This window comes from Bacteroides congonensis, from assembly GCF_900130125.1.
GTDB lineage: Bacteria > Bacteroidota > Bacteroidia > Bacteroidales > Bacteroidaceae > Bacteroides > Bacteroides congonensis.
Map to the genome: position 1 here is coordinate 131,401 of NZ_FQXY01000008.1, position 22,863 is coordinate 154,263.

At 44.6% G+C, this 22,863-nt stretch carries 20 protein-coding genes and 1 pseudogene; 12 read left to right on the top strand and 9 right to left on the bottom strand.

What is annotated here, in order from left to right; all coding sequences use genetic code 11:
* The first annotated feature begins 20 nt into the window (after positions 1 to 20).
* Together BQ7997_RS03920 and BQ7997_RS03925 are read left to right on the top strand one after the other, a co-directional pair.
* Positions 21 to 1,004 carry a M20 family metallopeptidase gene (locus BQ7997_RS03920; RefSeq protein WP_073343767.1) on the top strand — a complete coding sequence of 328 codons (984 nt, stop codon included), beginning with the start codon at positions 21 to 23 and terminating at the stop codon, positions 1,002 to 1,004.
* A 10-nt stretch (positions 1,005 to 1,014) separates the two neighbouring features.
* Complete coding sequence (locus BQ7997_RS03925; protein ID WP_004316653.1) at positions 1,015 to 1,440, top strand: SufE family protein; 426 nt, start codon at positions 1,015 to 1,017, stop codon at positions 1,438 to 1,440.
* A 14-nt stretch (positions 1,441 to 1,454) separates the two neighbouring features.
* Here BQ7997_RS03925 and BQ7997_RS03930 read toward each other — a convergent pair whose 3' ends face one another.
* The 5 genes from BQ7997_RS03930 to BQ7997_RS03950 all read right to left on the bottom strand — a co-directional run bounded on the left by BQ7997_RS03930 (position 1,455) and on the right by BQ7997_RS03950 (position 7,967).
* Entirely contained in the window at positions 1,455 to 2,234 is a 780-nt protein-coding gene (locus BQ7997_RS03930; protein WP_073343770.1) for a CPBP family intramembrane glutamic endopeptidase, read from the bottom strand.
* A 148-nt stretch (positions 2,235 to 2,382) separates the two neighbouring features.
* Entirely contained in the window at positions 2,383 to 3,375 is a 993-nt protein-coding gene (locus BQ7997_RS03935) for a bifunctional riboflavin kinase/FAD synthetase (protein WP_073343773.1), read from the bottom strand.
* 10 nt (positions 3,376 to 3,385) lie between these two features.
* Positions 3,386 to 4,006 carry an HAD family hydrolase gene (locus tag BQ7997_RS03940; RefSeq protein ID WP_073343776.1) on the bottom strand — a complete coding sequence of 207 codons (621 nt, stop codon included), beginning with the start codon at positions 4,004 to 4,006 and terminating at the stop codon, positions 3,386 to 3,388.
* Positions 3,996 to 6,701: a calcium-translocating P-type ATPase, PMCA-type gene (locus BQ7997_RS03945; protein ID WP_073343779.1), complete on the bottom strand. Its 2,706-nt coding sequence runs from the start codon at positions 6,699 to 6,701 to the stop codon at positions 3,996 to 3,998. The genes BQ7997_RS03940 and BQ7997_RS03945 overlap by 11 nt, the downstream gene beginning before the upstream one ends.
* Before the next feature lie 90 nt (positions 6,702 to 6,791).
* Positions 6,792 to 7,967 (bottom strand): sensor histidine kinase, encoded by a 1,176-nt coding sequence (locus BQ7997_RS03950; RefSeq protein ID WP_073343782.1) that lies wholly within the window; start codon positions 7,965 to 7,967, stop codon positions 6,792 to 6,794.
* A 224-nt stretch (positions 7,968 to 8,191) separates the two neighbouring features.
* Between BQ7997_RS03950 and rd the strand changes: the two genes are divergently transcribed.
* Both rd and BQ7997_RS03960 read left to right on the top strand, forming a co-directional pair.
* Positions 8,192 to 8,356, top strand: a complete 165-nt coding sequence (gene rd, locus BQ7997_RS03955) for a rubredoxin (protein WP_004306971.1) — start codon at positions 8,192 to 8,194, stop codon at positions 8,354 to 8,356.
* Between the two features lie 134 nt (positions 8,357 to 8,490).
* Entirely contained in the window at positions 8,491 to 9,192 is a 702-nt protein-coding gene (locus BQ7997_RS03960) for a hypothetical protein (protein WP_073344753.1), read from the top strand.
* A 90-nt stretch (positions 9,193 to 9,282) separates the two neighbouring features.
* On the opposite strand, the gene BQ7997_RS03965 is transcribed toward BQ7997_RS03960, so the two are convergent.
* Positions 9,283 to 10,980 carry a Na/Pi cotransporter family protein gene (locus BQ7997_RS03965; protein ID WP_073343785.1) on the bottom strand — a complete coding sequence of 566 codons (1,698 nt, stop codon included), beginning with the start codon at positions 10,978 to 10,980 and terminating at the stop codon, positions 9,283 to 9,285.
* An 82-nt stretch (positions 10,981 to 11,062) separates the two neighbouring features.
* Here BQ7997_RS03965 and BQ7997_RS03970 point away from each other — a divergent pair, with 82 nt between their 5' ends.
* Together BQ7997_RS03970 and BQ7997_RS03975 are read left to right on the top strand one after the other, a co-directional pair.
* Positions 11,063 to 12,736 (top strand): nucleoside kinase, encoded by a 1,674-nt coding sequence (locus tag BQ7997_RS03970; RefSeq protein WP_022139431.1) that lies wholly within the window; start codon positions 11,063 to 11,065, stop codon positions 12,734 to 12,736.
* Positions 12,737 to 12,974: 238 nt separating this feature from the next.
* Complete coding sequence (locus tag BQ7997_RS03975) at positions 12,975 to 13,382, top strand: hypothetical protein (RefSeq protein ID WP_073344756.1); 408 nt, start codon at positions 12,975 to 12,977, stop codon at positions 13,380 to 13,382.
* A gap of 166 nt (positions 13,383 to 13,548) precedes the next feature.
* Here BQ7997_RS03975 and BQ7997_RS03980 read toward each other — a convergent pair whose 3' ends face one another.
* Both BQ7997_RS03980 and BQ7997_RS03985 read right to left on the bottom strand, forming a co-directional pair.
* Positions 13,549 to 14,856, bottom strand: coding sequence for an acetylxylan esterase (locus tag BQ7997_RS03980; RefSeq protein WP_073344758.1), 1,308 nt, complete (start codon positions 14,854 to 14,856; stop codon positions 13,549 to 13,551).
* Between the two features lie 8 nt (positions 14,857 to 14,864).
* On the bottom strand, positions 14,865 to 16,238 hold the full coding sequence (locus BQ7997_RS03985) for an aminopeptidase P family protein (RefSeq protein WP_073343788.1): 1,374 nt from the start codon (positions 16,236 to 16,238) through the stop codon (positions 14,865 to 14,867).
* Positions 16,239 to 16,376: 138 nt separating this feature from the next.
* On the opposite strand from BQ7997_RS03985, the gene rpoN reads away from it, so the two are divergent.
* The 6 genes and pseudogenes from rpoN to BQ7997_RS04015 all read left to right on the top strand — a co-directional run.
* Positions 16,377 to 17,861, top strand: a complete 1,485-nt coding sequence (gene rpoN / locus BQ7997_RS03990) for an RNA polymerase factor sigma-54 (protein WP_073343790.1) — start codon at positions 16,377 to 16,379, stop codon at positions 17,859 to 17,861.
* An 85-nt stretch (positions 17,862 to 17,946) separates the two neighbouring features.
* Positions 17,947 to 18,618 (top strand): phosphatase PAP2 family protein, encoded by a 672-nt coding sequence (locus BQ7997_RS03995; protein ID WP_022139426.1) that lies wholly within the window; start codon positions 17,947 to 17,949, stop codon positions 18,616 to 18,618.
* 29 nt (positions 18,619 to 18,647) lie between these two features.
* Positions 18,648 to 19,028 carry a glycine cleavage system protein GcvH gene (gene gcvH, locus BQ7997_RS04000; RefSeq protein ID WP_022139425.1) on the top strand — a complete coding sequence of 127 codons (381 nt, stop codon included), beginning with the start codon at positions 18,648 to 18,650 and terminating at the stop codon, positions 19,026 to 19,028.
* 100 nt (positions 19,029 to 19,128) lie between these two features.
* A complete protein-coding gene (gene purE / locus BQ7997_RS04005; protein ID WP_004296231.1) occupies positions 19,129 to 19,638 on the top strand; it encodes a 5-(carboxyamino)imidazole ribonucleotide mutase in 510 nt (169 codons plus the stop codon).
* Positions 19,638 to 21,476: a 4-hydroxy-3-methylbut-2-en-1-yl diphosphate synthase gene (locus BQ7997_RS04010; protein WP_073343793.1), complete on the top strand. Its 1,839-nt coding sequence runs from the start codon at positions 19,638 to 19,640 to the stop codon at positions 21,474 to 21,476. The genes purE and BQ7997_RS04010 overlap by 1 nt, the downstream gene beginning before the upstream one ends.
* A 302-nt stretch (positions 21,477 to 21,778) precedes the next feature.
* Positions 21,779 to 22,207: pseudogene (locus BQ7997_RS04015) on the top strand (DUF6078 family protein); the annotation flags it as partial.
* Between the two features lie 345 nt (positions 22,208 to 22,552).
* Here BQ7997_RS04015 and BQ7997_RS26005 read toward each other — a convergent pair.
* Positions 22,553 to 22,681, bottom strand: coding sequence for a hypothetical protein (locus BQ7997_RS26005; RefSeq protein ID WP_022139422.1), 129 nt, complete (start codon positions 22,679 to 22,681; stop codon positions 22,553 to 22,555).
* Positions 22,682 to 22,863 lie beyond the last annotated feature (182 nt).

A 22,863-nucleotide genomic window follows, 5' to 3' on the forward strand; every position in this document is an offset into this window, starting at 1 on the left:
CTTTAATAGAAAAGAGGACGATGAAAAAGAAACCTATGATAGTATTGACAAGTGCCTTTTTGTTATTATCGGCTTTCTCTTGTGGAGGCGGCAACAAGGCAAATAGTACAAATGAACAAAGCGAGAAGGTAGTCGTGAACGTACCACAGTTTGATGCGGACAGTGCTTATCTGTATGTGAAGAATCAGGTGGATTTCGGCCCTCGCGTGCCTAATACGAAGGAACACGTAGCTTGTGGAAATTACCTGGCAAAGCAGTTGAAAGACTTTGGCGCACAAGTGACCGACCAATATGCCGACCTGATAGCCTATGACGGAACTTTGCTGAAAGCAAGAAATATCATCGGTTCTTATAAGCCCGATAGCAAAAAGAGAATTGCCCTCTTTGCGCATTGGGATACACGTCCTTGGGCTGACAACGATCCCGATGAAAAGAACCATAAGACTCCTATTTTAGGAGCGAATGACGGAGCGAGCGGAGTAGGAGCCTTATTGGAGATAGCCCGTTTGATAAACCAACAGCAGCCGCAACTCGGTATTGATATAATCTTCCTTGACGCGGAAGATTATGGGGCGCACGATCAGAATAATGAAGCATCATGGTGTCTGGGCGCACAGTATTGGGCACGCAACCCTCATGTGCAGGGATACAATGCCCGCTTTGGCATCCTGCTCGATATGGTGGGCGGCAAAAATACCGTTTTCCTGAAAGAATCATATTCAGAACAATTTGCGCCGGATATCAATAAGAAAGTCTGGAAAGCAGCCAAGAAACTGGGATATGGTAAAATGTTTATTGATGAAGACGGCGGCGGAGTGACAGACGACCATCTGTTTATCAACCGCCTGGCACGTATCAAGACGATTGATATCATCGCTTCTGACCCCGAGGGCGGATTTACTCCTACCTGGCATACGCTGACGGACAACATGGAGCATATTGATAAAAATACATTGAAAGCAGTCGGACAGACTGTATTGGAAGTAATTTATAACGAGAAATAATAAATATATCATGTCAATTAATGAATTGCAAGACGAAGTTATTGCAGAGTTCAGTGACTTCGACGATTGGATGGATCGCTACCAACTACTTATTGACTTAGGAAATGAGCAGGAACCGCTGGAAGAAAAATATAAGACGGAACAGAATCTGATTGAAGGATGCCAAAGCCGGGTATGGCTTCAGGCGGATGATGTAGACGGTAAGATTGTTTTTAAGGCGGAAAGTGACGCGTTGATTGTAAAAGGAATCATAGCCTTGCTGATAAAGGTGTTGTCAGGGCACACTCCTGATGAAATACTGAATACGGATCTTTATTTTATTGATAAGATCGGATTGAAAGAGCATCTATCGCCTACACGCAGCAATGGGTTGCTGTCGATGGTAAAACAAATACGAATGTACGCATTAGCATTCAAGGCAAAAGAGGGGAAGTGAAAACTTCCCTTTTTTTATTTTGCTTTTGCGGAAGTCAGATAACGCATAGCCAATATACTTCCAATGAGTAACAAAACCGCTCCGGATAAAACAAGCAGGTAGGGTGTACCGCTTATCAGATCATCCATGTTTTTCGCTTCGGGATATTGGATACTGAGATATACCGCCAGTGAGTTGTTCAGCACATGCATGAGTATACAGGGAATCAGGCTGCCGGTCTTATAATACGTCCATGCAAACAGGATACCGATGAGAAATGCCGGAAGTATCTGTGCCGGATTAATATGAAAGACACCAAACAGAAGCGCTGAAATGAGGATAGCCTTCGTCGGGCTATATTGCTGTAGTAATGCTTTGGTGATAGCTCCGCGGAACAACAATTCTTCCAGTACAGGGCCTATGATGGCTATCGCAAGAATTCCACCCCAACCGGATTGAAGAATGTCGAAAGATTGTTCCATGATATCAGGAATCCAGTCAAGCAGTCCCATAAGTGCGGATACTGTAAATCCGCCGGTGAGGATAGCCAGCCCGCTACATACCAGATAAGGAGCTGATACAGGCGACCATGTTGCCTTTTTTGTACTGATATAACCGGCTTTCCATAGATAAATGCCCATCATAATCTGACCGGCCAATTGTGCCGGAATCATGATTGTCTGCGTCAAGACAGCTCTGTCCAGGTTCCCGGTAGTGACCAATAAATAGATGGTACAGGGAATCATTATCAGAATAGGGGCGACAATCTGTGCGATGAGAAGGTCGATCAGAACTAGTTTGATGGCTGTCTTCATAAGGCTTTATGTTCTTTATTTAGTTGTAAAGAAACTGCATATGAACATAGCTAACATGGAAATAGCTATTACCACGAGGGAGATACTCATAAATGTCTTTTGCATAAGAATCCGCTTTTAAGTTGTTATTATATATGGTTCATTTAGTCTATTTCGTCGGAAACACCTCTTTTCCCTTTGGTGAGCCTGTCTCTTTGGCAAGAAGGATGGCTTCTGTCTCTTCAGCGTCTTTATGAAGTTGTATAATCAGTTCGTCGATACTGGAATATTTCAGTTCGGGACGAGTCCGTTTTACAAAAGTGAGCCGGATAAACTTGTCATATATGTTGGAATGGAAGTGAAGGATATTCACTTCAATCGTGCGGTCAGGCCCATTGCCAATCGTTGGGCGGACGCCTATATTCAACATTCCCATATAAGTTTTCCCGTCGAATGTCACCCATACGGCATAAACACCATCCGCAGGAATGAGTTTGTCGGGATCGTCAACACTTAAGTTTGCGGTCGGGAATCCGATTTTCCTACCCACTTGATAACCGCCTACTACTGTTCCGTCCAGAAAATATTCATATCCAAGGCAACGGGCTGCCAAGTCTACATCTCCTTTGTGGAGCAGTTTGCGGATGAGGGAAGAACTGACAGTTACACTCTGTCCGTCTTTCATTTCTACAGGACTGGTATATGCTTTTGCCTGAATAACCTCTATGCCGATTTCTTTTCCATAGCGTACATAATCTTCAAACCCTTCACTGCGGTTGTGCCCGAAACGATGGTCGTAACCAATCACCAGGCATTCCACCTGAAAGCGCTCTTTTAGTACTTGAGTCATAAACTCACGTGCCGTCAGTCGGGAAATTTCCGGTGTGAAATCAAGCATCAGGCAGTAATCTACTCCGATGCCGGCCAACAGATTTATTTTTTCTTCCGGTGTAGTCAGAAGTTCCGGGCGATAATCGGCGTTCATCACTTTGCGGGGATGAACAGGGAAAGTAACCAATGCAGAACGTAAACCTTTGGCTGTCGCTATCTCTTTCACTTGCCGAATCAGATAGCGGTGTCCTGCATGAACTCCATCAAAGAAACCGATGGTAGCTACACAGGGTTCCGGAGTAAGGGGCGATATATCACGTATAATCTGCATTTCTACGAATTTATTTTTTGAAAAGATGACTCCAGTCTTCGCCGGCTTTTGCCGTATAGGTGGAAATGCCCAGTTCTTGAGCGGCCTTACAGTTGATTTCGGAGTCGTCGATGAAGAGTGTTTCTTGCGGTTCGATACCTGCATCTTCGATGACAGCCTTAAAAATATCCGCTTCCGGTTTTACCATGTGCATCTCATAAGAGAGATAGGCTTTTTCGAAATAATCCTCTACTCTGAAGGTGCGATAGGGAAACAGGTTGTGGCAGGCATATTTCCAATGGATTTCGTTGGTGTTGCTAAGCAGGTAGACAACATATTTAGTGCGCAATTTCAACAGTAAATCAAGTTTGTAGTCAGGTATGTCTACCAGGAAACTATTCCAGGCCGCGTCTATTTGTTTGTCACTGACTACTTTGCCCATCATGTCCCGGAGCCCGTTCCGGAATTCGGCGGAAGTAATCAGCCCTTTTTCCTGTTGCATGAATACTCCATGCAGTTGTTGGATATTCAATCGCTCTTCTACGTCTGTGAACCCTAATTTCTTAAAGTTCTCCATACAACGTTGGCGGTCGAGATTGATAAGCACACCGCCCAAATCAATAAGAAGGTTTTTAATTCCTTTACTTTTCATTTCTACTCTTTTTGTGAATAATACGCTGAACAAGGCGGACAAGTTCTCCAACCCATAACACCGTGGACGAAACGCCTATAATTAGAAGCCAAGTCTGCCAGTCGAGTGGTGTCGTACGGAATACAGCCCCACCGAACTGTACAATCAGGAATTGTCCGACCAGGATGGCCAGTACAATGAGCTCCATACCATACGATTTGGAAAGCCCTTTGAATGCCGAGTCGGTAGTTCCGAATACGCGGGCGTTAAAGAGATTCCAGAATTGTAACATGACAAAGAAGGTGAAGAAAATAGTGAGGTTACGTATATCCATACCTTGCGGGCTATGGTCGAAATAATAAATCATCCCGAGCAGCACGATAAGGAAAATAGACCCTACACCTATTATATTAGACCGCATCGCTTTACTGATAATAAAATCGGTACTGCGACGGGGTTTCTCAAGCATCACGGTTTCGCTGGGCGGGATGGAAGCCAGAGCCAAGGCCGCAAAAGTATCCATAATCAGGTTTACCCATAGCATCTGTGTCACGGTCAGCGGAAGTTCCGTACCGATAACCGAACCCAGCAGAACGATAAGCAGAGCGACGAAATTAATCGTCAACTGGAAAACAATGAAACGCTGGATATTTTTATAAAGTGAACGTCCCCACATGACAGCGGTTCCGATACTGTTGAACGAATCATCGAGCAATGTAATGTCACTGGCTTCTTTGGCAACGGAAGTTCCCGTCCCCATTGACAACCCGACTTGGGCATGGTTCAGGGCAGGCGCGTCATTCGTACCGTCTCCGGTTACGGCTACTACCGCCCCTTTCTGTTGGAGTAATTGTACCAGGCGTTGTTTATCCGTCGGGCGGGCACGCGACATGATTTTAAGATCCATCACCCGGTCTAATGCTTCTTCGTCACTCAATTCGGCGAATGCCACTCCGGTGATACGATTCCGCTCTGTATCCGTCTCCGGATTCCAAAGACCTATCTGACGGGCAATCTCCGTAGCAGTTCCCGGTGTGTCACCGGTCACGATCTTGATACCGATACCCGCCGACTGGCATTTGGCTACGGCAGCAGGCACATCCGGACGAATCGGGTCGGAAATGGCAACGATTCCTAAGAAGTTCAAATCATTGGCTGATACTAATTCGGTACAGTCATCCGGTTCGTTCTCCCCTACAATCTTGAAAGCAAATCCAAGTGTGCGCATTGCCATATTCTGGTAATTCAGCAATTGCGCTTCTACTGTCGAACGGTATTCCACGGCATCCACTCTTCTTCCGTCCAGTACAACTTCCTTACACTTACCAAGAACGATTTCCGGCGCTCCTTTAATATAGAGTATTTTCTTTCCGATTAATGGCGATTTTACAAGAGTAGCCATGAACTTCCGTTCGGTCGAGAACGTGAGTTGGTCAAGGATATGTGCATTTTCGCGAAGTTCGAGATAATTCCTTCCCTGGCTGTTCAACCATAACAGTAAAGCTACCTCAGTAGGATTTCCCACTCCTTTCGGTTTTTCTCCGGTAGCTGATTCTTCCAGAAAAGCGGTTGAATTGGCACTGATACCTTCCGCGATAAGTGCGCTGATATCGTCATCGGACAGGTCACTGCCGTTCTTTATGCCATAAAAGTTAGGTTCATGCACCTGCATCAGATTCTGTGTCAGCGTACCTGTTTTATCCGTACAAATCACAGTGATAGCGCCCATCGTCTCGCAAGCGTGCATCTTTCGTACGAGGTTGTTAGTAGAAAGCATACGGCGCATATTCAACGCCAGGCTGAGGGTGACGCTCATAGGTAATCCTTCGGGCACGGCCACTACAATCAGAGTAACCGCCATCATAAAGTATTTGAGTGTCCGCTCGAAAACCGGAAGCCATTCATGCCATCCGTTCAATGCGCCGAAATCAAAGTAGAGCAATACATCTTTCACGAAGAAAATAAGGAAAGCGAATCCTGCAACGGTAAAGCCGATTTTTCCGATCAGGTTGGCAAGTTTCGTCAACTGTATATTCAGTGGTGTCGGTTCAAGATTATCTTCCGTACTTTGGCGGGCTACTTTTCCGATTTCGGTAGCATCTCCTACATGCAGTACACGCATTGTTCCATGCCCGTCGACTACCGTAGTGCCGCGCATTACCAAGTTTGAAGCATACGTCGCCTCTTCGTCAAAATCCGCTTCCACAGTCGTCTTATTGATAACGGGTTCTCCAGTCAGATTGGATTCGTTCACCTGCAAGGAGATGGCTTCCAGCAGTTCTCCGTCCGCCGGTATTTCTTCTCCCGTTTCCAGGATAACGATATCACCAACCACTATATCTTTACGGGGAACTTCCTGCACACGTCCGTTACGGATTACTTTTACCAATGTCTCTTCGTTGACTGCATTCAGCAAATCGAATTTCTTACTGGCGTCATATTCGAAAAAGAAACCGATACCGGTAGCCAACAGGATGGCGGCTATAATTCCGATTGTCTCGGCATACTCATTCTCAATGATGGAGATTATTAACGAAAATGCGGCTGCCACTAATAGTACGCGTACAACCGGGTCTTCAAATTTTTCGAGATAAAGCTTCCATAGGGAAGGACGCTTGGGGGGTGTTAACAGGTTGATACCATTTTTTTCCCTGCTTTGAAGGACTTCGTTATCGGTAAGTCCTATATGATAAAAGTCATCTTTATTTGTACTCATGCAGATACATGCGTTTAGTTTGGACTGCAAAAGTACAACATAATATTGTGATAAAATGTTTAATTAAAACTTTTTATGAAGTCGGAATTATTACTGCGGCTTGCCACATGTCCGGTAGGGGATGGTGAACCAGAATGTAGAGCCTTCACCCTCTACGGAGTCCGCTCCGATTTGACCGTCCAGTCTGTTTACGATGGTTTGGGAAATAGAAAGCCCCAGTCCTGCTCCTTTCTTGTCTTTGTTCAGCTTCACAAACCGCCCGAATACGTCCGGCAATTTTTCGGCAGGAATCCCTGCTCCGGTGTCCTTTACATAAAAATAAATTTCAGTATCCCGGGCTTCATATCCGATACGGATCGTACCTTCATGCGTGAATTTAATCGCGTTGGTCGTAAAGTTGGAGAGCACTTGGGCGACGCGGTTGCGGTCGGTCGATATGAGACAGGAAAAACGCGATGGTTCTGCTATGATTTTAATCATTCCGCCGGCATCATTCACCCGCATCTGGAAAAGTTGCTGTAAGTCTGAAAGCAACAAGTTGATATCAACCGTTGTATATACAAACTCCAAGGTGCCCGCTTCAATCTTTGACATATCGAGAATATCATTGACCAGTTGCATCAGGAGGTCGGCATTCATCTTTATGATTTCCTGATATTGTTTTTTTTCCTCTTCTGTGTTGGCGCTGCCCATTATTTCCGCAAATCCGGTAATGGCATTGAGGGGTGTACGTATCTCATGGCTCATATTAGCTAGAAACGCAGATTTGGATATATCGGCTTTCTCCGCTTTTTCCTTGGCGCGTGTCAGTTCCTCTTCCGCTTTTTTCAGACGGGTGACATCATGGACGGTAAGTACCATATTCTCTTTCTCATCCAGAAGAAAGTATGAACCGGATATGCTCGCGTTGCATTCGACGGCATCATTATCGGAAGTAACTATGTTCAGCGTCGCTTCGAGGTCGGTGAAATTCCTTCTTTGCTCGAAAGCCTGGCGTATGGCAGTACGTACCGGGCAGGAACCGCAAAAACTATGTGTTCCGCAACCCCCTTCGGCAGCCAATGCGTTGCGGCATTGCAGCAGGTCGCCCACTCTTTTTTCTTCCGCTCCTTTCTTGGTTCCGGTTTTCTGGTAGTAATTGGTTTTCAGAACTTTGAAATCGTTGTCTATTAACAGGATAAAAGCATGCACGTTTTTCAGGACAGAACCGGCGATATGATTGGTGCGTTCCAACTTTCTGGATTCCCGGAATAATCGTTGTTGCATCCGGAGACATTTTCTGCGCTCCCATAAGAAACTAAGCAGCAGGATGGCGCATAAGACTACTAATATTGATAATAATGCTATAAGCATACTTGTATAATTGTTGTTTTAGCTTGATGAATATGACTACAAAGATAGTTTTTTCTTTCCGTATAAAAAAAGTGTTGAACAAATATCGTACTATTTGCGTTATATAATTTAGAAAACCAATTAAAAATACGAACGTTATGAAGAAGTACATTTGCACGGTCTGTGAATATATTTACGACCCCGAACAAGGAGATCCGGAAAGCGGAATTGAACCAGGAACTGCGTTTGAAGATATTCCAGATGATTGGACTTGTCCACTATGTGGAGTCGGTAAAGAAGATTTCGAGCCGTACGAAGGATAAAGCAGAGAGGGAGAGAATTTATTAAGTGAAAATGGTTGGATACATTGGATGTATTCAGCCATTTTGTTTTTTTGTGATAAGAAATGCTTATGATGCCTGAATTTGTAATACCTTTGATTCAAAATTATAGCATTATGTATTACAACAAGACAACCACTACTAATCGAATTTCACAGTTATTCCTTTTTATATCTGTATTATTCATATCCGGCTTTTTAATTACGGGCTGCCATGACGATGATGATGTTCCTGAACAAGAACCGCCTATCCCGGATTATACTATCATAGTCAAGGATATACAGAATATCCCCGAGGGCTTTGTTTTTGACAGGGTAGAGGTGAAGGTTACGGGCGTTGACTGGAGTGTGATTGAAACGCTTACGTTCCCTTATGAGAATGGGCAGATTATTATGGATTTACCCACTGTTTTTTCTTCAGAAGTGCTGCAAAAAGTAGACCGCAGAGGAGGGGATATGAGTGGATACTGGACGGGAACTTCAAATGACAGCGATGCGCTTGTTGCCACACTGGGAGATTTTTTTGTATTTAACGGGGATAAGAAAGTAGGCCGGATTGCAATATCCAACTGGACAGGCAGGGGTTCTTCTGCCGGAAAAGCCACATTAGTGAGTTATCAGTTTGCCGACCGTCCTTTTTCGTTGACAGGCAGTGATAAATCTTATAATTACAGCGATTGCTCTTTCGTCAGAGGATGGAATATGTTTGCCAATATCAATCCGGCATCAGAAAACGGTACGGGAAAAGTTCTTCGAACCACTGTCGTGCCGGAATCTACTCTATTTTGGCGTCTTGCGGAATCGTATGTTTATAATTGATTGCTCTTAAAAGATATATAAAAAAGGAGAATCGACCTGATGCATTCGCACAGTCGATTCTCCTTTTTTATTATTTGTTTCCTTTACTTATTAAGAAGCCTTCTTCTCTTTCACATCACTGCTTGCTTCCACCACATTTACCACATAATCACCCAGTTTCTCACATTCGGCGATAATATCCATGTAATAAACTCCCATCTGATAATCATATTCTTTGTTGTTCACGTCAAGGATATTCTGATTCTTCAGTTGGTTGCGGTAGTTATTGATTTCGTTCTCGATATTGAAAGACTTGTTGATGTCAATACTCTGATGTTCCGGTTTCTCCACTACCACAATCATCTGCGCGAGGGCATCGCTTGTCAGCTTCATCATGAAGTGGATATGTTCGTATTGCTTTTCGGTGAAGTCCTGGTTTGTCTGGCGTTTCCGGTTGATGGTACGCGCCAGGTTATAACAACTGTCCCCGATACTTTCAATCTCCGTCACCTCACGCAGCATGGCACGTATCTGCAACTTACTTTCGGAACTCAAACGTCCTTCTGACACTTGATTCAGATAGTTGGCTATTTCCAACTCCATATTGTCGCTGATATTCTCGTATTTCTCTATCCGGCTGAACAGTTTGTTGAAGTCATCATCCTTCTCCGTATGCAGCAAGTCCTGCACCATACCGAACATACGATGGGTACGTTCAGCGAAAAGATGAATCTCCTTGCGTGCCTGAAGAATGGAAAGCTCCGCCGTAGACAGCATACCGCCGGTGATAAACCGCAGTCTCGGTTCTTCGTCCTCTTCCTTCGGGTGGATTAAAGCACATACGGTACGTTCAATCAGTTTCACGGCCCATATCAGGATACATACGTTACAGATATTGAAGATAGAGTGGAAAGCGGATAGTTTGTATGAGATGGCAACTTCGGGGTTGCTGCTTTGGAAGAAAGTGTCTACTACCCAGTTTACAAACTGCATGAAAGGGTGGAAGATAATCAATACCCAGATAACACCGAACACATTAAAAACAAAATGCGCCAATGCTGCCCGTTTAGCCTGTGTGTTGGCTGTTAATGCGGCAAGATTGGCGGTGATTGTAGTTCCGATATTTTCTCCCAGTACGAGGGCTGCTCCCAGTTCCAGACTAATCCATCCGTTGGCACACATAATCAGTGTAATTGCCATCGTGGCGGCAGAAGCCTGTACAATCATGGTCAGTATCGTACCGATGAACAGGAACAGGAGAATGGAGAAGAATCCCATATCCGTGTAGTTCTGTACGAAGGCGAGCATTTCCGGGTTGGCATTCAAGTCGGGCGCATTTGCTTTCAGGTAAGAAAGCCCCATAAAGAGGAAAGAAAAACCGAAAATGAATTCACCGACGGACTTGCGGTTGCTTTTGCCCGAGAAGATAAGCGGAAGGGCGATGGCCAGAAGAGGAAGGGCAAAGGCGGCCATGTCAACCTTAAATCCGAAAATTGAGATAATCCAGGCAGTGACCGTAGTACCGATGTTGGCACCCATAATGACACTGATAGATTCGGCAAGAGTAAGCAACCCGGCATTAACGAAACTCACGACCATTACCGTCGTTGCTGAAGAAGATTGGATAAGGGCTGTGATTAACACACCTGTTAAAACCCCCGTTACCCTGTTGGTGGTCATTGCCGTCAAGATACTTCGTAGTCTGTCACCCGCGACCTTTTGTAAGCCCTCGCTCATTATCTTCATTCCATACAGGAAGAGGCCTAATGAACCTATGAGCTTTAAAAAATCATAAAAAGAATATTCCATCTATAATATTTTTAATGGTTATTTGTTCTCAGTCTGATTATAAGTATATTAGTCCCAAATTATTCACCTTTTAACGAACTCGATGAAACAGATGTTACAAATATGTTGCAAAAATAACAATATTTCCAAAGAATTCCCTATCGGAAGCTCACTTTTGGATATTTATTACGGTTTTAATCTTAATTTTCCTTATCAGGTGGTTAGCGCCAAGGTCAATAACCGCTCTGAGGGACTTAATTTTAGGGTATATAACAATAAGGATATAGAGTTTTTGGACGTAAGGGATCAGTCTGGTATGCGTACCTATGTCCGTTCGCTCTGTTTTGTCTTGTTCAAGGCTGTCACGGAGTTGTATCCCGACGGAAAGTTATTCGTAGAACATCCCGTCTCCAAAGGATATTTCTGCAATTTGCGTATCGGGCGCCCCATCGAACTGGAAGATGTGAAACGCATCAAGCAGCGTATGCAGGAGATTATTGCCGAAAATATTCCTTATCACCGCATCGAGTGTCATACGGCGGAAGCTGTACGTGTATTCAGTGAACGGGGGATGAATGACAAAGTGCGGCTGCTCGAAACTTCCGGCTCCCTCTATACCTATTATTATACGTTGGGCGATACGGTCGATTATTATTATGGTAATCTGCTGCCCAGTACCGGATATATTAAGTTGTTCGACATCGTGAAATATTACGATGGACTGCTTCTTCGGATTCCGAGCCGCGAGAATCCCGAAGTATTGGAAGATGTTGTGAAGCAGGAGAAGATGTTGGACGTCTTTAAGGAATATCTGAACTGGAGTTACATTATGGGACTCAACAACGCCGGAGACTTTAACCTGGCTTGTGAAGAAGGGCACGCCACAGATTTGATTAATGTAGCCGAAGCCTTGCAGGAGAAGAAGATAGCCCAGATAGCCGATACCATCTTCCACCGTGGAGAAAACGGCAACCGTGTGAAACTAGTCTTGATTGCCGGGCCCTCATCCTCGGGAAAAACTACTTTCAGCAAACGTCTCTCTATCCAGTTGATGACAAACGGCTTGAAACCCTATCCCATTTCTCTGGACAACTATTTCGTAGACCGTGAAGACACCCCTCTGGATGAAAACGGAAACTACGATTATGAATCACTTTACGCTCTCGACCTGGATTTGTTCAACCGGCAATTGCAAGCCTTGCTGCGTGGTGAAGAAGTGGAGCTTCCACGTTTTAACTTCTCCCTTGGCAAGAAAGAGTATAAAGGTGACAAACTGAAAATAGAAGATAACACGATTCTAATTCTGGAAGGTATTCATGCCTTGAATCCGGAACTGACTCCCCATATTCCGGCTGAACGCAAGTTTAAGATTTACGTATCTGCACTGACTACCATTTCCCTGGACGACCATAACTGGATTCCGACCACTGATAACCGTCTGTTGCGCCGTATTATCCGCGACTTCAATTATCGTGGATATTCCGCCCGCGAAACCATTTCACGCTGGCCTAGTGTACGTGCCGGTGAAGACAAGTGGATATTCCCTTACCAAGAGAATGCCGATGTCATGTTCAATTCGGCATTGCTTTTTGAGTTTGCCGTTCTTCGTCTGCATGCCGAACCTATTTTGATGGGAGTTCCGCGCAATTGTCCCGAATATTGTGAAGCCTACCGGTTGCTGAAATTCATTAAATATTTTGTTCCGGTACAGGATAAGGAAATTCCGCCGACTTCCCTGCTTCGCGAGTTTTTGGGTGGAAGTAGCTTTAAATATTAAGTAAAACTATAACTAAATTAAGTAGAACTATAATAAGAATATATTTGTCCTTGTGTTTTCTGCAATGGGAACACAAGGATTTTTTGTACTGTAAAAACACAAAAGAAATACAAAATAGATGATAATTAGATTCTATTTTCGAAAAAGAGCGGCTGAACGTTCTATTAAACTTTAAAACATTGAACTTTTGCTTGTTTTATCCGTTATGAATTTACATGCAACAATAAAGAGAGAGAATATGATTTTTTACAATAATCTTTTAGCAAAATGGTTCTTAGGAAAAGGGAAGAATAAGAGTCATTATTTTATGTTTAGTGGTTTTTTCTTTACCCGATATAAGTATTTGGAAATTTGGGAAGATATGGAACTACGGATTCATGCAAGGCAGTTTTGGGAATGTTTCCTTTTAACACTGTTTCCTGCCTTAGTCTTGTCATTAGTGTATTCATGGTGGTGGATGATACTGCCTTTCATGACTTACCATGTGTTTTACTGGCTGGAAAAGTCATTCCGTCCTCATTCTGTTTTCGATTGGGAAGCGATAGAAAATTGTGGCGACTCACTTTATATAAGGAAAAGAAAATCGTATGCGTGGATGAAGTGGTACGGAAAGAAAACATTGCCTTTGTCCGATTGGGACGATTAAAAAATAAGTAAGACGATTGGAATTAAAGATTGTCGAGACTTCTTAGGATTTTTCTTAGGCACGGATTACACGGATAACACGGTTTTTAATGAATTGGAACCGTGAAATCCGTGTAATCCGTGCCTAAAAATATTATTATGGCTGGCTGATTTTTATTTTTAAGACTTTATTTCAAATGCTTCTTTATCCAAAGCAAATGCCCGTATTCAGTATCACTTGAAGTCCAATGCTCGTTAATCGGAGTAATCAATGCCTCTTTCGGACAGTTCAATGCATTATATACAATATAACTGGTTGTCGGCGGGCATACATCATCGTTGAATCCCCATGTCATGTAAGTGTCCGCTTTGATTAGTTTTGCGAAGTTCACTACATCGTAATAAGCCATTGTCTTTATCTTTTCAGGCGTATCCATGCCTGTTGCTCTTCTGAAAAAGTGCGGATAACCGCCGGCACGTCCGGCCTTGTATCCCGCCATGTCACTTAATGCAGGATGGTTGGCAACGCAAGCGGTGACACGCTGGTCAAGTCCGGCAGTGATTAACGCTAATGCACCGCCCTGGCTGCCACCTTGGACAATCACATTCTTGCCGTCCCATTCAGGCAGGGAAGTCAGCAAGTCAATGCTGCGGACGCAAGCCAGATATACCCGTTTCATATAATAATTGTCAGGGTTGTCCAGGCCGTTGGTTAAATAACCGTTCTCCCTGCCGTTGAACGCGTTGCTGATTTCTTTAAATTCCTGTTCACTCATTTCCGGATTAAGACCATGTATCTCAATTTCAAAGCGGATGCAGCCTTGTTCCGCATAATATTTATGGCGCATCGGGTCTTTAATCGTTTTGATGCCCGCTCCCGGAGGACACAATACCACAGGAAATTTTCCTTCTTTCTTGGGATAGAATAAATAACCATAGACGCATTGACCGCCTTTATTCAGTTGTAATTTCACGAGATAACAATCTATTTTGTCCGTAGAATACTTTTCTACGTGCTCTTTGGTGTAAGTCAGCGGAAACTCTTTTTGCTCTGCTTTGGCCTTTTCCCAAAAATCGTTGAAATCGGCGGGCATGGTCGTATAGGGCTTCAGCTTTTCCGGTGAGAAACCTACTTTTACATGATGCGAATATGTTTTTCCGTCTACTGTTGTTTTCAGGCGGCAATCGCGGAATCCGGGTTCTTTCATTGTGCCGATGGGTATTACGGCCCTGCCGTTTTTAAGCGTAACACTTCCCTTTGTATCGGCCGGCATCAAATCCCCGCCTGTTTCATAGTTGACAACTACGTTATCTCCGGGGATACCATATTTATAGAATTGTACTTCCACGGTCGCTTTTTCTCCTGTCTTATAAATCCAGTCGGCATGGTTGGGAACGGTAACCCAAAGTACATCGCTTCTATAAGGATAGTTTTCGGCTACGGCAGATAGCAAGGTTACCAACAACAGACATACGGATAAGAATAGTTTCTTCATGGTGCTGTTCATCTTAAGGCTTCCACTTCTTCCGGAGTCAAAGGTATTTTCTTACCCAGTCTGCGAGCTCCGGTTTCAGTAATCAGATAATCTTCTTCATTGCGGATGCCGCCGAAATCTTTGTAAGTCTCCACCACATCGTAATTGATGAAATCGGTAAACTTCTTTTCCGCTTTCCACATATCAATCAGTTCGGGAATAAAGTAAATTCCCGGTTCTACGGTATGCACAAATCCCGGTTCCAATGGAATGGCAAGACGCTGTGACTTGCGACCGAACTGCGTACTCTTCGGCTGACCGTTATATCCTACCCATATCTCTCCCAGGTTCTCCATATCATGCACGTCCAGTCCCATCATATGACCTAATCCATGCGGATAGAACAAGGCGTGAGCGCCTTCGCGAACCGCGCTCTCCGCATCTCCTTTCATCAATCCAAGCGCCTTCATTCCCTCTACCATCACACGGGCGGACAATTCATAAACTTCCATATAAGGAATCCCCGGACGGAGAGCTTTCACCGATTCCAGATGCATCGCATTCTGAATTTCATAAACTTCACGCTGCCGGGTAGTAAATTTCTTATCGGCAGGAACCGTAGACGACATATCACCTGCATAACCCGATTCGACTTCCGCACCGGCATCAATCAGGAACAAGTCACCCGGTTTCACTTTATTTCCATGATAATGGTTGTGCAATGTCTGTCCGTTGATTGTTGCAATTGTGGCAAAAGAGAGCTGGCAGTTGTTAGCTTCCGCCACCCGGTTCATTTCCGCTACTATTTCATATTCATACATCCCCGGGCGAAGCACCTTCATGGCAGTGATATGCATATCGGCAGTCACGTCGCAAGCCTTTTCTATCTCTACGATTTCTTCTGCCGATTTATAATTACGTTGAGCAATGACAGCGCGAATAAAAGGAACAGACCCCTCCTGACGCGCAGGCGGAACACCCAGCCAATCCATCAGTTTCAATTTATGTTCGGGACGGTAAGGCGGCAGATAATGAACTGCTTTTCCTTTCTGCACGCACTTGTGAAGATAACTTACAATTTCAGCGGACGGCATTAAATCAGCCACGCCTACACGTTCGCACTTGTCACGCAACGTCGGCTGAGAACCCATCCACACGATAGCGTCAATCGAAAGCTCGTCGCCGAAAATAATTTCCTTGTCTTCGTCAATATCTATGATTGCCGAAAGTCCGGCGCAAGAAAGCCCGAAGTAATAAAGAAATGTTGAATCCTGCCGATAACGGAACGTGTTATCCTCGTAATTCAGTCCGCACTCGTCATTTCCAAGAAATAACAATACTCCAGAGCCTATATTCTTTTTCAGCAGGGCTCTCCGCTGCATATACGTTTCTTTGGCAAACATATGGTTCTATTTTTTAAGTTCGTGCAACAAAGATAACGAATTTTGTGTTATAGGATTAAAAATAATCCCCTTAATCTGTGTAATCTCTGGTTAAAAAGTTACTTTTGTAGCGAGAAACGATAGAAAGCAAAAACGAATATGGCACAAGGTTCCCGTCAAATACAATCTCAGGCGCAACAGCAGATACAGACGCTATCGCCCCAGCAGATTCTCGTCGTGAAATTGTTGGAGCTTCCCGCAGTAGAGCTGGAAGACCGTATTCATGCCGAACTGCTTGAAAATCCGGCTCTTGAAGAAGGCAAAGAAGATAATGCCGCCGATGAATATACCGATGCCGACAGCGCGGAAGACGGCATGGAGAATGATGCCAATGACTATGATTCTTTAGGTGACTATCTCACCGAAGACGATATTCCCGATTATAAACTGCAAGAGAATAACCGCTCGAAAGACGAGCAGGCGGAAGATATACCCTTCTCCGACACCACTTCCTTTTATGAAATATTGAAAGAGCAACTCCGTGAACGGAATTTGACAGAACATCAATGCGACCTGGTAGAATACCTGATTGGATCATTGGATGACGACGGCTTGCTCCGTAAATCTCTGGAAAGCATCTGTGACGAACTGGCCATTTATGCCGGTATAGAATCCACTGAAGAAGAGCTCGAAGAAGCATTGTGCATCTTGCAGGACTTTGACCCGGCAGGTATCGGCGCCCGTAGCCTTCAGGAATGTCTGTTGATACAGATTGACCGGAAGAAAGAGGCGGAAAGAACTCCCGATCCCATACTCGACCTCGAAGAACGCATCGTCCGTGACTGCTACGAAGAGTTCACCCGCAAACATTGGGAGAAAATCATAAAGAAACTGGATGTTGACGAAGAAACATTCAATGAAGCCATCTGCGAAATCACCAGACTGAATCCCCGTCCCGGTGCTTCTTTGGGCGAAACCATCGGCAGAAATCTTCAGCAGATAATTCCCGACTTTATCGTAGAAACCTATGATGACGGAACGATCAATATAAGTCTCAATAACCGCAACGTCCCCGAACTCCGCATGAGCCGTGACTTTACGGAAATGGTGGAAGAACATACCAGGAATAAAGCCAACCAGTCCAAAGAATCCAAGGAAGCGATGATGTTCCTGAAGCAGAAAATGGACGCGGCACAAGGATTCATCGACGCTGTCAAGCAACGTCAGAATACGCTGATGACCACCATGCAGGCAATCATCGACCTGCAACGGCCGTTTTTCATCGACGGAGACGAGTCGCTGTTGAAGCCAATGATTCTGAAAGACGTAGCCGAACGTACCGGACTGGATATATCAACCATCTCCCGTGTCAGCAACAGCAAATATGTGCAGACGAATTACGGCATCTATCCGCTTAAATTCTTTTTCAGCGACGGATATACCACGGAAGACGGAGAAGAAATGTCCGTCCGCGAAATCCGTAAGATTCTGAAAGAATGTATCGACGGCGAGGACAAGAAGAAGCCGCTGACCGATGATGAACTGGCAGAAATCCTGAAAGAAAAAGGATACCCCATTGCCCGCCGGACAGTAGCCAAATACCGCCAACAACTGAATATACCGGTGGCGCGGCTTCGGAAATAGCGGCTTAGGAAATAAGAATGGACAATTGATATTATAAGGAACGAGAGTTATAATTTGCAATTAATAATCAGTAATTAAAAAAGAAGTGGACAGAGAAAGAGAGCATATCATAGCGGATAAGTCAATGTTGCAGGTGGCGAGGGTCACTTCGATATTGTTTACCCCATTTTCTATTCCGTTTTTGTCGTTTCTGGTGTTATTCCTGTTTTCTTATCTGCGCATCATGCCGATGGTGTATAAGTTGATTGTATTGGGAATCGTTTACTGCTTCACCATACTGACACCTACCATCACCATTTTCCTGTTTCGCAAGATAAATGGTTTTGACCGCCAGGAATTGAGCGAACGTAAGAAACGCTATATACCTATCCTGCTGACTATCATCTCCTATGTATTCTGCCTGTTGATGATGCGCAAACTGAATATACCCTGGTATATGACGGGCATTATCCTCGCTTCTCTGGTGGTATCTGTCATTTGCATTGCAGTCAATCTGAAATGGAAACTGAGCGAACATATGGCCGGAATGGGTGGAGTGATAGGAGGACTGGTTTCTTTCAGTGCCCTGTTCGGTTATAATCCGGTAGGCTGGTTATGCCTGTTTATCCTGATAGCCGGCATACTCGGTTCAGCCCGTATCATCTTGGGACATCATACGTTGGGTGAGGTGCTTTCCGGCTTTGCTGTCGGTCTGGTATGCGCCCTTCTGGTGCTTCATCCGATGAGTAATTTCTTATTTCGAATATTTTTGTTTTAAAACAGTATAAATCCTAAAAACTAATTATTATGGACTTTCCACAGAATTTGAAGTACACGAACGAACACGAATGGATTCGCGTTGAAGGAGACATTGCTTATGTTGGTATCACAGACTACGCTCAAGAGCAGCTAGGGGATATTGTATTCGTAGATATACCTACTGTCGGTGAAGCGCTGGAAGCCGGCGAAGTTTTCGGAACCATCGAAGTAGTAAAAACCATTTCCGACCTTTTCCTGCCGGTAGCGGGTGAAGTAATGGAACAAAACGAAACGCTGGAAGAAAATCCGGAGCTGGTGAACAAGGATCCTTATGGCGAAGGCTGGCTGATTAAAATGAAGCCGGCAAACCTGAAAGACGTAGAAGACTTGCTGGATGCCGAAGGGTATAAAGAAGTGATTAACGGATGAGTGATTAGTGATTAGTAGCTGCGCTGTGGCTGCTAATCGCTGAGTAAAATCATGCACGTTATCTAAATATATTAATCGCTAAAAAACTAATCATTAAGAAATGACTCCAATTGTAAGTATCATCATGGGCAGTACGTCCGACCTTCCCGTAATGGAGAAGGCTGCGCAACTGCTGAATGATATGCATGTACCGTTCGAAATGAACGCACTTTCTGCTCACCGCACGCCCGAGGCTGTGGAAGAGTTTGCCAAGAATGCCCGCAACCGTGGCATCAAAGTGATTATCGCTGCTGCCGGAATGGCTGCCGCCCTTCCCGGTGTAATTGCGGCCAACACTACGCTTCCCGTCATCGGAGTACCCGTAAAAGGTTCCGTTCTCGATGGTGTAGACGCCCTTTACTCTATCATTCAGATGCCTCCGGGCATTCCCGTAGCCACCGTTGCCATCAACGGCGCGATGAATGCGGCTATCCTGGCTATCCAGATGCTTGCATTGAGTGACGAGAAGTTGGCCGAAGCTTTTGCTGCTTACAAAGAAGGACTGAAAAAGAAAATCGTAAAAGCAAACGAAGAACTGAAAGAAGTGAAGTTTGAATATAAAACGAACTAATGGATCTATTCAATTATTTTCGAAGAGAAACCACAGAAGTGAATATTGGGGCTGTACCGTTGGGCGGCCCCAATTCTATTCGTGTCCAGTCGATGACCAACACGTCTACGCAGGATACGCAGGCTTGTGTGGAACAGGCAAAGCGAATTGTTGACGCGGGTGGCGAATATGTCCGCCTGACAACGCAGGGCATCAAGGAAGCGGAAAACCTGATGAATATCAACATCGGTTTGCGCAGCCAGGGATATATGGTTCCGTTGGTTGCCGATGTGCATTTCAATCCGAAGGTTGCCGATGTAGCTGCTCAATATGCGGAAAAGGTGCGTATCAATCCGGGAAATTACGTAGATGCTGCGCGTACTTTTAAGAAACTGGAATATACAGATGAAGAGTACGCTCAGGAGATACGCAAGATTCACGACCGGTTTGTCCCTTTCCTGAATATCTGTAAGGAGAACCACACGGCTATCCGTATCGGAGTGAACCATGGCTCTTTGTCCGACCGCATCATGTCACGCTATGGTGACACCCCCGCAGGAATGGTAGAATCCTGCATGGAATTTCTCCGTATCTGCGTCGAAGAGAACTTCACCGACGTAGTGATTTCTATCAAAGCGTCCAATACAGTCGTCATGGTGAAAACCGTCCGCCTGTTGGTAGACGTGATGGAAAAAGAAGGCATGGCCTTCCCGCTGCACCTCGGAGTGACGGAAGCCGGAGACGGGGAAGACGGACGTATCAAGTCTGCTCTCGGCATCGGCGCGCTGTTGAGCGACGGACTTGGTGATACCATCCGTGTATCTTTGAGTGAAGCGCCCGAAGCGGAAATTCCCGTAGCCCGCAAACTGGTGGATTATATCCTGTTGAGGCAGAACCACCCTTATATCCCGGGACTGGAAGCACCGGACTTCAATTATCTGTCTCCCGAACGCCGCAAGACGAAAGCTGTCCGCAATATCGGTGGTGAACACGTCCCTGTGGTGATTGCCGACCGTATGGATGGAAAGACGGAAGTCAATCCCCAATTTACCCCGGATTATATCTATGCCGGACGCGCTTTGCCCGAACAACGGGAAGCGGGCGTGGAATATATCCTCGATGCCGACGTATGGCAAGGGGAATCCGGCACCTGGCCTGCTTTTAATCATGCGCAACTGCCACTGATGGGCGGCTGCAATGCAGAACTCAAATTCCTGTTTATGCCCTATATGGCACAAACGGACGAAGTAATAGCCTGCCTGAAGCAACACCCCGAAGTAGTCATCATTTCCCAAAGCAATCACCCGAACCGTTTGGGCGAACACCGTGCGTTGGTACACCAACTGACAACGGAAGGTTTGCAAAACCCGGTTGTCTTCTTCCAACATTACGCTGAAGATAACGCAGAGGATTTGCAAATAAAATCTGCCGCTGATATGGGCGCCTTGATTTTTGACGGACTTTGCGATGGCATCTTCCTGTTCAACCAAGGCAGCCTGAGCCATGCGGTAGTGGACGCAACCGCTTTCGGAATCCTGCAAGCCGGACGTACCCGTACTTCCAAGACAGAGTATATCTCTTGTCCCGGTTGCGGACGCACGCTCTACGATTTGGAAAAGACAATTGCCCGCATCAAGGCGGCTACTTCACATCTTACGGGACTGAAGATCGGTATCATGGGATGCATCGTGAACGGCCCCGGCGAAATGGCGGATGCTGACTACGGTTATGTAGGTGCCGGACGGGGTAAGATCAGCCTTTATAAAGGCAAAGTCTGTGTCGAGAAGAATATCCCCGAAGAAGAAGCAGTGGAAAGATTGCTGGAGTTTATCCGGCATGACAGGGAAGAAAACTCTTGATACTATTATTTTATGGGGTGCATCTGCTACGGATGTCACCCCATAAATTTTCCTTGAATGCCAATTGCTGAATTTATTTTAGCTCTTTGAGTTCTTCTTTTTTGTTATAAATACTCGAAATCAATGATTTAATGTTGGTAACCGTGGTTACAGTAACCATCGTTACCAGAGTGTGTGTGCTTTTAGTCAATAACGTGCAATTGTATTTCCTAGAAAAATAATAAATGCGATATAAATTGTCTTACTAATCAATTTGCTGTAACTTTGTATTGTCAAATAAGAAAGCAAAATAAAATACGATAATGGAAGAAAATTTTGACTACCAGGCAGTGCCCTGTGGTTTCACCCACTGCTTCAATAACCAATGTCCGAAAGGAGAAAAATGCCTGCATCGCTTGGTGGCAATGCATAGTACCAATCAGTACCCCACCCTGTCTGTGGTAAACCCCAATTGTATTCCGGAAGATGCAAACGCTTGTTCTTTTTATAAGCCGGTTCGGAAGATACGGGTGGCGTGGGGAGTTAAGCATTTGCTGGATAACGTGCCCCATAAGGATGCGGAAGTGCTTAAAAGCCAAATGCTTGGATATTTCGGACGCGGGATGTATTACCGTTTTTACCGGAAAGAGAAATATTTGTCTCCTGAACAGCAGGAATATATCCGTAGAATTTTTCGCCAAAAAGGTATAACTGAAGAACCTGCGTTTGATTCCTACACAGAAGAATATAAAGGTTCTTCTTCAAATTTGGTGGTAAATTCTTTATCTCTTTATTTCCAAGTTAATAATTATCCCTTTTTATTTACTTTCATAAGAAAATATAGGCACTGACTGAATTAGTTAAATGAGCGGAGAAAAACTTACCACCAAATTTGACGAAGAACCGTTTTATAAACTTTATTGTAGGAGATTTGGTATCTATTGATGATATGCATTCCTAGTTTTGTAGCTTTTGCTCCCTCCAAAAAATAAGGGGAACTCTCGGATAAATCCGTTCGTCCCCCTCCGGGTCTTAGCCAATTCTTAATAATATTTTGTCAAAGACAAGTAACAACATATGAATATAATGTTTTTGACTTACAATTTTATAGACATAAAAAAAGCGGAAGGGTATTTACCTATCCGCAAACGAGGGAGTCCAAGCCCTAAACGCACAAACAGGAAACACCCCCCGCCATATTTGCAGGGAGCATCTATCTGTTTCATGTGCGTTGATTTTATTTTGGACTTTTCATTGGCACAGAAATCAGCTAAACGCTTTTTTTTTAATATAAAAATGCAGTCGCGCTACGACTGTGCAAAGATAGCAATAAATTGAATCATGCTCTTATCAATCCTCAGTTTTTTGTGGCAATTGTTTTCTCTTTTAATGATTGTCCGACTTATTT